This window comes from uncultured Jatrophihabitans sp. (assembly GCF_964252635.1).
In the GTDB taxonomy this organism is placed as follows: domain Bacteria; phylum Actinomycetota; class Actinomycetes; order Mycobacteriales; family Jatrophihabitantaceae; genus Jatrophihabitans.
The window spans coordinates 1-7664 of sequence record NZ_CAXUNP010000078.1 but is presented as its reverse complement, the minus strand read 5'-3'; the positions used below and the strand labels follow the sequence as shown (position 1 = coordinate 7664).

Annotated in this window: 12 protein-coding genes and 1 tRNA gene; 5 read left to right on the top strand and 8 right to left on the bottom strand. The window is 72.2% G+C overall.

Annotated elements, in window-relative coordinates:
• From ACFFCA_RS19520 to ACFFCA_RS19505, 4 genes are all read right to left on the bottom strand, one after another.
• Window positions 1–201, bottom strand: a 201-nt coding sequence (locus ACFFCA_RS19520; RefSeq protein WP_375487907.1) for a hypothetical protein, incomplete at its 3' end; no start/stop codon positions are given.
• A gap of 193 nt (window positions 202–394) precedes the next feature.
• Window positions 395–1030 (bottom strand): GNAT family N-acetyltransferase, encoded by a 636-nt coding sequence (locus ACFFCA_RS19515; RefSeq protein WP_375487905.1) that lies wholly within the window; start codon window positions 1028–1030, stop codon window positions 395–397.
• A 16-nt stretch (window positions 1031–1046) separates the two neighbouring features.
• Window positions 1047–2288: a gephyrin-like molybdotransferase Glp gene (gene glp / locus ACFFCA_RS19510; protein WP_375487903.1), complete on the bottom strand. Its 1242-nt coding sequence runs from the start codon at window positions 2286–2288 to the stop codon at window positions 1047–1049.
• A gap of 57 nt (window positions 2289–2345) precedes the next feature.
• Entirely contained in the window at window positions 2346–3242 is an 897-nt protein-coding gene (locus ACFFCA_RS19505) for a UTP--glucose-1-phosphate uridylyltransferase (RefSeq protein WP_375487901.1), read from the bottom strand.
• Window positions 3243–3273: 31 nt separating this feature from the next.
• On the opposite strand from ACFFCA_RS19505, the gene ACFFCA_RS19500 reads away from it, so the two are divergent.
• The 4 genes from ACFFCA_RS19500 to mscL all read left to right on the top strand — a co-directional run bounded on the left by ACFFCA_RS19500 (window position 3274) and on the right by mscL (window position 5609).
• A complete protein-coding gene (locus tag ACFFCA_RS19500; RefSeq protein WP_375487899.1) occupies window positions 3274–3864 on the top strand; it encodes a 5-formyltetrahydrofolate cyclo-ligase in 591 nt (196 codons plus the stop codon).
• A gap of 83 nt (window positions 3865–3947) precedes the next feature.
• Window positions 3948–4349, top strand: coding sequence for an FmdB family zinc ribbon protein (locus tag ACFFCA_RS19495; RefSeq protein ID WP_375487898.1), 402 nt, complete (start codon window positions 3948–3950; stop codon window positions 4347–4349).
• Window positions 4350–4465: 116 nt separating this feature from the next.
• On the top strand, window positions 4466–5125 hold the full coding sequence (locus tag ACFFCA_RS19490; RefSeq protein ID WP_375487896.1) for an SAF domain-containing protein: 660 nt from the start codon (window positions 4466–4468) through the stop codon (window positions 5123–5125).
• A 52-nt stretch (window positions 5126–5177) separates the two neighbouring features.
• Window positions 5178–5609 carry a large conductance mechanosensitive channel protein MscL gene (gene mscL, locus ACFFCA_RS19485; protein WP_375487894.1) on the top strand — a complete coding sequence of 144 codons (432 nt, stop codon included), beginning with the start codon at window positions 5178–5180 and terminating at the stop codon, window positions 5607–5609.
• Window positions 5610–5778: 169 nt separating this feature from the next.
• Here mscL and ACFFCA_RS19480 read toward each other — a convergent pair whose 3' ends face one another.
• The 4 genes from ACFFCA_RS19480 to moaC are packed head-to-tail and all read right to left on the bottom strand — an operon-like array spanning window position 5779 to window position 7339.
• Window positions 5779–5955, bottom strand: coding sequence for a hypothetical protein (locus tag ACFFCA_RS19480; RefSeq protein ID WP_375487892.1), 177 nt, complete (start codon window positions 5953–5955; stop codon window positions 5779–5781).
• 39 nt (window positions 5956–5994) lie between these two features.
• Complete coding sequence (locus ACFFCA_RS19475) at window positions 5995–6429, bottom strand: molybdenum cofactor biosynthesis protein MoaE (RefSeq protein ID WP_375487890.1); 435 nt, start codon at window positions 6427–6429, stop codon at window positions 5995–5997.
• Window positions 6426–6914, bottom strand: a complete 489-nt coding sequence (locus ACFFCA_RS19470) for a MogA/MoaB family molybdenum cofactor biosynthesis protein (protein WP_375487888.1) — start codon at window positions 6912–6914, stop codon at window positions 6426–6428. Before ACFFCA_RS19470 ends, ACFFCA_RS19475 begins: the two co-directional genes overlap by 4 nt.
• Complete coding sequence (gene moaC, locus ACFFCA_RS19465; RefSeq protein ID WP_375487909.1) at window positions 6911–7339, bottom strand: cyclic pyranopterin monophosphate synthase MoaC; 429 nt, start codon at window positions 7337–7339, stop codon at window positions 6911–6913. Before moaC ends, ACFFCA_RS19470 begins: the two co-directional genes overlap by 4 nt.
• A gap of 248 nt (window positions 7340–7587) precedes the next feature.
• Between moaC and ACFFCA_RS19460 the strand changes: the two genes are divergently transcribed.
• A tRNA-Arg gene (locus ACFFCA_RS19460) sits at window positions 7588–7660 on the top strand.
• Window positions 7661–7664: the final 4 nt, after the last annotated feature.

The following is a 7664-nucleotide window of genomic DNA, read 5'->3' as shown; positions in this document are numbered from 1 at the left end:
GAACAGTTCGGAGCGGTCCTGCGGGCGGGCGTCCGCGGGGCTGACGGTGTCGAAGCGACGGCCGAGGGCGCGCATGCCCCGGCCCCAGTCGGCCACCGAGCGCTCGCGGCGACGCTCGTCGCTGCGGCGCAGCACCATGGGTACCACGACGATCATCCAGAGAACGATCAACACGACGACGGTCATGAACGGCGAGAGCATCCGGCAACCTCCGATCCGCGGGCTCGCTCCGGGCGCGATGTCGGTAGCCAGATCTCTCCAGTCACACCAGTAACACCGGTGATCAGCACGCTAGATTCCCGGACCACCGGATTACCGAAGGTTCCGCGGCGTGTCGGTGGACAACCTCAACCTGAGGTTGAGAAGGCCCGGGCGGGGCGCGCGGACGCGGTGATCAGCGCGTCGAACGCCAGGTCGGCACCGGCGGCGGTTCGCCGGCGCGCGCCGCCATTGGCGTGCCCGCCAGCTCCTCGACGGTGACCGCGAACGCGACGTGATCACGCCAGCCGCCGTCGATGTCGAGGAACCGTTCGTAGTAGCCCTCGCGTCGCAGCCCGAGCTTCTCGACCACGCGCAGGCTGGGTGCGTTCTCCGGACGGATGTCGACCTCGACGCGGTGCAGCCCGACCTCGGTGAAGCAGTGGTCGATCACCAGGGCCAGCGCGGTGGGCGTGATGTTGCGCCCGGCCACCGCGCCGTCGACCCAGTACCCGACCGTGCAGGACCGCAGCGCGCCGTGCACGACGTTCGAGACGTTCATCTGACCGACGAGGCGGCCACCGTAGTCGATCATGAAGGGCAGCATCGTCCCCTGCCGTCCGGCGGACTTCAGCGCGGAGTGCAGCGACGGCCAGGCCGACACCGCGTTGCGCTCGGCCCAGCTGTGCGGCGACGACGGCTCCCACGGCGCGAGCCAGTACTCGTTGCGCATGCGGATCTCGCTCCACACCCGCCCGTCACGCAGCTTGGGCGCGCGCAGCACCAGCGGGCCGGCCGTTAGCTGGGCCGGCCATCCGGGGGTCCTCGCCATGCGCGCCGCCCTGAGGTCAGCGGTTGGACAGCAGCAACGGCAGGACCGTCACCTCGGTGCCGGACACGACCTCGGTGGTCTCCTCGTCGACGATGACGAGGCAGTTCGAGAGCGCCAGCGAGGCCAGCAGGTGCGAGCCGGGCCCGCCCACGAACGAGACGCTGTAGCCACCGGCCGACTCGCGGTGCAGCACCCCGCGCCGGTACTGACGGACACCGAACGGGCTGGACGCGCCCTCGAGCGCGGTTGCCTTGACGGTGGCCCGTTGCAGGCTGCGCTTGCCCAGCAGCTTGCGGATCGCCGGCCGCACGAAGGCCTCGAAGGACACCAGGCTGCTGACCGGGTTGCCGGGCAGGCAGAAGATCGGGATCTTGTTGCCCAGGTGCCCGAATCCCTGCGGCTTGCCCGGTTGCATCGCGACCTGCGTGAACTCCACCGTCCCCAGCTCGCTGAGGGCCTCCTTCACGACGTCGTAGGCGCCCATGCTGACCCCGCCGGTGGTGACGAGCACGTCGGCGCGCAGCAGCTGGCTCTCCAGCGCGTCCAGCAGCTTGGCGTGGTCGTCGGTGACGATGCCGACCCGGCGCGCGTCGGCACCGGCGTCCTTCGCGGCCGCGGCGATCATGTAGGAGTTCGAGTCGATGACCTCGCCGAACGACGGGCGCTGGCCGACCTCGATCAGCTCGCTGCCCGTCGACAGGATGATCACGCGTGGGCGCGGCCGGACGGTGACGCGGTCACGGCCGATCGCGGCGAGCAACGCCAGCTGCTGCGGACCGAGGGCGGCGCCCGCGGCCAACGCGGGCGAACCGGCGGCGAGATCCTCACCGGCGCGGCGCAGGAACTGGCCGGTGTGGACGGGTCGCCGGATCGCGACCTTGGCCATCCCGCGGTCGGTGTCCTCGACCGGGACGACCGCGTCGGCACCGGCCGGGATCGGCGCACCGGTCATGATGCGCATGGCCAGGCCCGGGCCCATGCCCGAGCGTGACGACGCCCCGGCCGCGATGTCGCCGACGACGCGCAGCGAGACCGGTTCCTGCGCGCTGGCCTCGCGGGTGTCGATCGCGCGGATCGCGTACCCGTCCATGGCCGAGTTGTCGAAGCTGGGCAGCGGGAAATCGCTGCGGACGTTCTCGGCGAGCAGCAGCCCCTGCGCGTCCAGCAGCGTCAGCTCGATGGGGTCGATCGTGCCGATGCCGTCGAGCACGAGGGCCAGGTGCTCGTCGACCGTCCGCAGGCGGTCGTCATCAGCCACGGCGTGCTCTCCTCGCTCGGTCAGGTGCGCTCCGTCTGCACAGGAGCCGACATCCGTTCAGCCGGCCTCGGGCTCATACTCCCCCAACCAGGCACGGAAGTCCGCTCCGATGTCGGGGTGTCGGACCGCGAGCTGCACGACGGCCTTGACGTAGTCGAGGCGATCGCCGGTGTCGTAGCGGCGTCCGCGGAAGATCACGCCGTGCACCGGCGTGCCCTCTTTGGCCAGTCGCTGCATGGCGTCGGTGATCTGGATCTCGCCGCCCGCACCGGGGTCGGTCCGGCGCAACGCGTCGAAGATCTCCGGCGGCAGGACGTAGCGCCCGATGACCGCGAGGGTGCTCGGGGCCTCCTCGGCCTTCGGCTTCTCGACCATGTCGACGACCTGGACGACGTCACCGTCGGGATCGGCGCCGTCGGCCAGCACGACCGCGCCGTACTTGCTGATGTTCTCGATGCCCACCTCGAGCAGCGCGATGACGACCCCGCCGTGTTCGGCGTACGCCTCGAGCATCGGCGCCAGCAGGGCGTCGCGGTCGTCGATGATGTCGTCGGGCAGCAGGACGGCCAGCGGCTCGCCGGCCGCGAACTCCTCGCCGCAGCCGATCGCATGACCGAGCCCCCGCGGGTTGTCCTGGTTGGTGTAGGCGACGCGGGCGAGCTGCTCCGGGCGCTTGATGCTGGCCAGCGCCTTCTCGTCGCCCTTGCGCTCGAGGGCCTGCTCGAGACCGGGATCGGGTCCGAAGTAGGCATCGATGGCCGGGCGCTTCTCGTCGTTGACGACGAGCAGCACGTCGGTGACGCCGACCCCCGCGGCCTCGGCGACGACCAGCTCGAGGGCCGGGGTGGTCACCAGCGGGGCGAGCTCCTTGGGCACCGCCTTGGTGAAGGGCAGGAAGCGGGTGCCTCGTCCCGCCGCGGGGATGAGCGCCTTGGACACGGTTCGACTGGCCACGGGCCGAGCCTATCGGGGCGAGAATGCGCACATGGATTCCGGCGATCTCGGCGAGCACGACGCGATGCGGGCGGCCAAGGCACGGTTGCGCGCCCGCCGGGTGGCGAGCCGTGCGGCCATGACGCCCGAGACGCGCGAGCAGGCGCGAGCGGCCGTTCGAGACGTCGTGCTGGAGCGGGTGCGCGCGGCCGGGTGGCGCTGCGCGGCGGCCTACGTCCCGCTGTCGACCGAGCCCGGCTCGACGGGGTTGCTCGTCGGCCTGCGCGCGGCCGGCCTCCGGCTGCTGGTGCCGATCACCCTGGCGGACAGGGACCTCGACTGGGCGGAGTGGTCGGCCGACGGCATCGGCCCGGCCCTCGGCAAGGGTGCGATCGGCGACGCCGAGCTGGTCCTGGTGCCTGCTTTCGCGGTCGGCGACGACGGGATGCGCCTCGGTCGCGGCGGCGGTTCCTACGACCGGGCGCTCGTCCGGTCCGCGCCGTCGGCCGAGACGGCCGCGGTGCTCTTCGACGGCGAGCGGGAGCCGTCTGTGCCCGCGGAGCCGTGGGACCGACCGGTGGACGGCGTGATCACGCCGTCGGGATGGTCCCGGCGGAATACCGGTGCACGCCGATCGGGTTAGCAGTCGTAGCCTGTGAGTGCCAGCCCGAGTGGGCCGGACCGGAACGGCTCGTCGGAGCCACGTACCTGTTGGAGCGAGTGTCGATGCCCACCTACCAGTACGCCTGCACCAACCCGGAGTGCGGAGAGAAGTTCGAGCTGGTGCAGTCGTTCACGGATCCCTCTGCCTCCGAGTGCCCCGTCTGCGGCGGCCCGGTGCGCAAGGTGTACTCGGCGGTCGGCGTGGTGTTCAAGGGCTCCGGTTTCTACCGCAACGACAGCCGCGCCGGCGCATCCTCGGGCTCGGGCGAGTCCGGCTCGAAGGAGTCGTCGTCCGGCAAGGAGTCCGGGAGGGACTCGACCTCGACGAAGGACTCGACGTCCTCGACCAAGGACTCGTCGTCCGCGTCGAAGGATTCCTCCGGCGGAGGGAAGTCCTCGACCTCCGGCCCGGCCAAGCAGTCGTCGGGTTCGGGCTCCTCGTCGAAGGCCGCCGCCTCGTCCTGAGTTCCGTTACCAGCACGGACTGACGCCGGAACCTGCGTCGTCCACAGAGCCGGGATCTGTCCACAGCCGACCTCGATCGCGCCACGCGACGGGTTGCCGCTGCTTACGGTCGGGCCATGCTCGAGTCGGTTCAGGCGTTGTGGCTGCGCGTCGGTCGCTGGCCGCGGCTGTTCGCCGCGGGCACCTGCGTGTTGCTGGCCGTCGGATCCGCCGTGGGCGCCGCGCGCGATCGTGCTGCGGCCCGCGCACCTGCGCGCACCGTCGCGGTCGTGGTCGGCACGCGCGCCCTCCCGGCCGGCCACACGCTGCGTGCCGGTGATCTGCGGGTCGTGCGCTGGCCGGCGTCCCTGCATCCGCCGTCGACCGTCGCCGACCCCCGTCTCCTGATCGGGAAACGCTGCTCCGGAGCGCTGGGTCGCGGCGAGCCGGTGACCGCACCGCGCATCCTCGGCGCGGGCATCGCCGCCGGTCTGTCACCGGGTGTCGGTGCGGTCCCGATCGAGGTGGCCGACGAGCGCAGCGCCGACTACGTGCACGCCGGCACGACCATCGACGTGCTCGCCGGTCCCGCGCCGGACGTCGCCGGCTCGGGCGACACCGGCTCGGACGATCACGACGTGCAGGTCGTCGCGTCGCGCGTCACCGTGCTCGGCGTGATGCCGGGCGGCGAGGGCAGGCCCGCGGTCGTCCTGATCGCCGGCGACCGCGCGACGGCCCTGCGGGTCGCGCGCCTGCAATCCTTGCGAACGTTCACAACCGTGGTCATTCCCCCCTAGACTCTGGCTGCCGGTGGCAAGATCGCCCCTCCCCCCGACCACGGAGGATTTGATGTTCAAGGGCTTCAAAGAATTCATCATGCGCGGCAATGTCGTCGATCTGGCGATCGCCGTGGTCATCGGTGCCGCCTTCGGGGCGGTCGTCACCGCCCTCGTCGCCGACATCATCACGCCGCTGATCGCCGCCATCGGCGGGCAGCCCGATTTCAGCAACCTCAAGTTCAAGATCAACGGCAGCACGTTCCTGTACGGCGACTTCATCAACAAGGCCATCACGTTCCTGATCGTGGCCGCGGCGATCTACTTCCTCATCGTGGCCCCGCTCAACCGCATCGCCGAGGCCCGCGCCGCGCGCCTGGCCAAGGGCGAGCCCGACCCCGAGCCCAAGGCCGAGGACATCGTGCTGCTCGAGCAGATCCGCGACCTGCTCTCTCAGCAGACCCCCGGCGCCGCCCTGCCGACCCGGCCGTCACCGCAGCCCTGAGCGCACCGCAGCCCTGAGCGCACCGCAGCCCTGACCGCACCGCAGCCTTGACCGCACCGGAGCCCTGACCGCATCGCAGCCCTGACCGCGCTGCAGCCCTGACCGCGCTGCAGCACGACCGCACCGCGTCAGCGGATCGCGTCCGCCCCTACCGACGCCCGTCGCGCCGCTACTCGTGGTGCGGCGGGCGTTCGCGTCGGTACCAGTCGGCGTCGCGCCCACGGTCGCCGGCCGCACGGCCGTCCCCCCAGCCCTCGTCGAGCTCGTCGCGGGTGACGTCCGGCAGGACCGGTCCGTCGTCGTCGCGACGTCGCGGGCGCACGCGGCCCTCGGTCTCGTCGGTCATGCGAACCAGTGTGCCTGCCCCGCGCGCCCGCCTCGACGATCAGGGGAAGTTGACCCACTCGTCGGTGCCGTCGGTGAAGACCTGACGCTTCCAGATCGGTAGCCGTGCCTTGGCCTCGTCGACCAGCCGGGCGCACTGCTCGAAGGCCTCGCGGCGGTGCGCCGTGGCCACGGCGGCCACGAGCGCGACGTCGCCGACGGTCAACATCCCCACCCGATGGCTGACCGCGACCGCCAGGACATCGGGGTGAGCGGCGATCTCGGCCGCCACCTCGGCAAGGACCGCCTCGGCCCCGGGGTGCGCCTCGTACTCGAGGTCGGTGACGTCGCGCGCGTGGTCGTGTTCCCGGACTACCCCGCAGAACAGGGCGCGGCCGCCGGAGCGCGGATGGTCGACGGCGGCCTCGTGGCGGGCGACGTCGAGCGGCTCCGCGGACACCTCGACCAGCCGAACCACCCGGTCCACGTCGGTCACACCCCACCTCCGGGGCGGTGGTCGCCACCGCCGAGCTGGTCCACCGCGTGCTCGAGCAGCGGCGCCAGCACGGCCATGCCGTCGCGCACGCCACCCGGCGACCCGGGCAGCGTCACGACCAGCGCCGAGTCGACCGTGCCGGCGATCCCGCGGGAGAGCACCGAGGTCGGCACGGTGTCGCGGGAGGCAGCACGCAACGCCTCGGCGATGCCCGGCACCTGCGTGCGCAGCATGGGAGCCACCGCCTCGGGCGTCACGTCGGTCGGGGTCAGGCCGGTGCCGCCGGTGGTCAGCACCACGCGCGCGCCGGCCTCGAGCGCCGCCCGCACCGCCGCCCGGATCCGTTCGACGTCGTCGGGGACGACCTGACGAAGCACGACGTCGTGTCCGGCGTCGGTCAGCAACGTGGCGAGCAGCGCGCCCGAGTCGTCGGGCCGCTCACCGCTGGCCGAGCGGTTGGAGCAGGTGATCGCCGCGGCCTTCACGGGGCGGACCACTCCCCCGAGCGACCGCCGGCCTTGGCCAGCAGGCGCACCTCGCCCAGGACGGCGCCGCGGTCGACGGCCTTGACCATGTCGTACAGCGCCAGGCCGGCGGTGACCACCGACGTGAGGGCCTCCATCTCGACGCCAGTGCGGTCGGCCGTGCGGGTCGTCGCGGTGATCACCACCGCGTCGGACTCGAGGCGCAGGTCGACGGTGACCCCGTGCAGGGCGACCGGATGGCACAGGGGGACGAGGTCGGGCGTACGCTTCGCGCCCGCGATGCCTGCGATGCGGGCGACGGCGAGGGCGTCGCCCTTGGGCAGGCCGTCGCGACGCAGTAGGTCGATCACCTCAGCCGTGGTGGTGAAGCGACCGGCCGCGGTGGCGGTGCGGGTCGTGACGTCCTTGGCCGAGACGTCGACCATGCGCGCTGCGCCCTGGTCGTCGAGGTGGGTCAACGCCGCGGTGGCACGACCTTCCCCGGACCCGTCGGCATCGATCACAGCCACGAGCGTAGTCATCACGCGGTGCACGGGGCGTAGCCTCACCCCGTCGGTCTCGCGCCGACACATCGGCGGTGGGGCGAACCTTCCGGGGGGCGTCCCGCCGCCGCCGTGTTCCCGGTCCCGACGCGGCCGGGCGGCCGGCGCGGTCCCGGTATTCTTCGGGGGCCGCCCTCGTAGCTCAGGGGATAGAGCGCCGGACTCCTAAGCCGGGCGTCGCAGGTTCGAATCCTGCCGGGGGCACCGA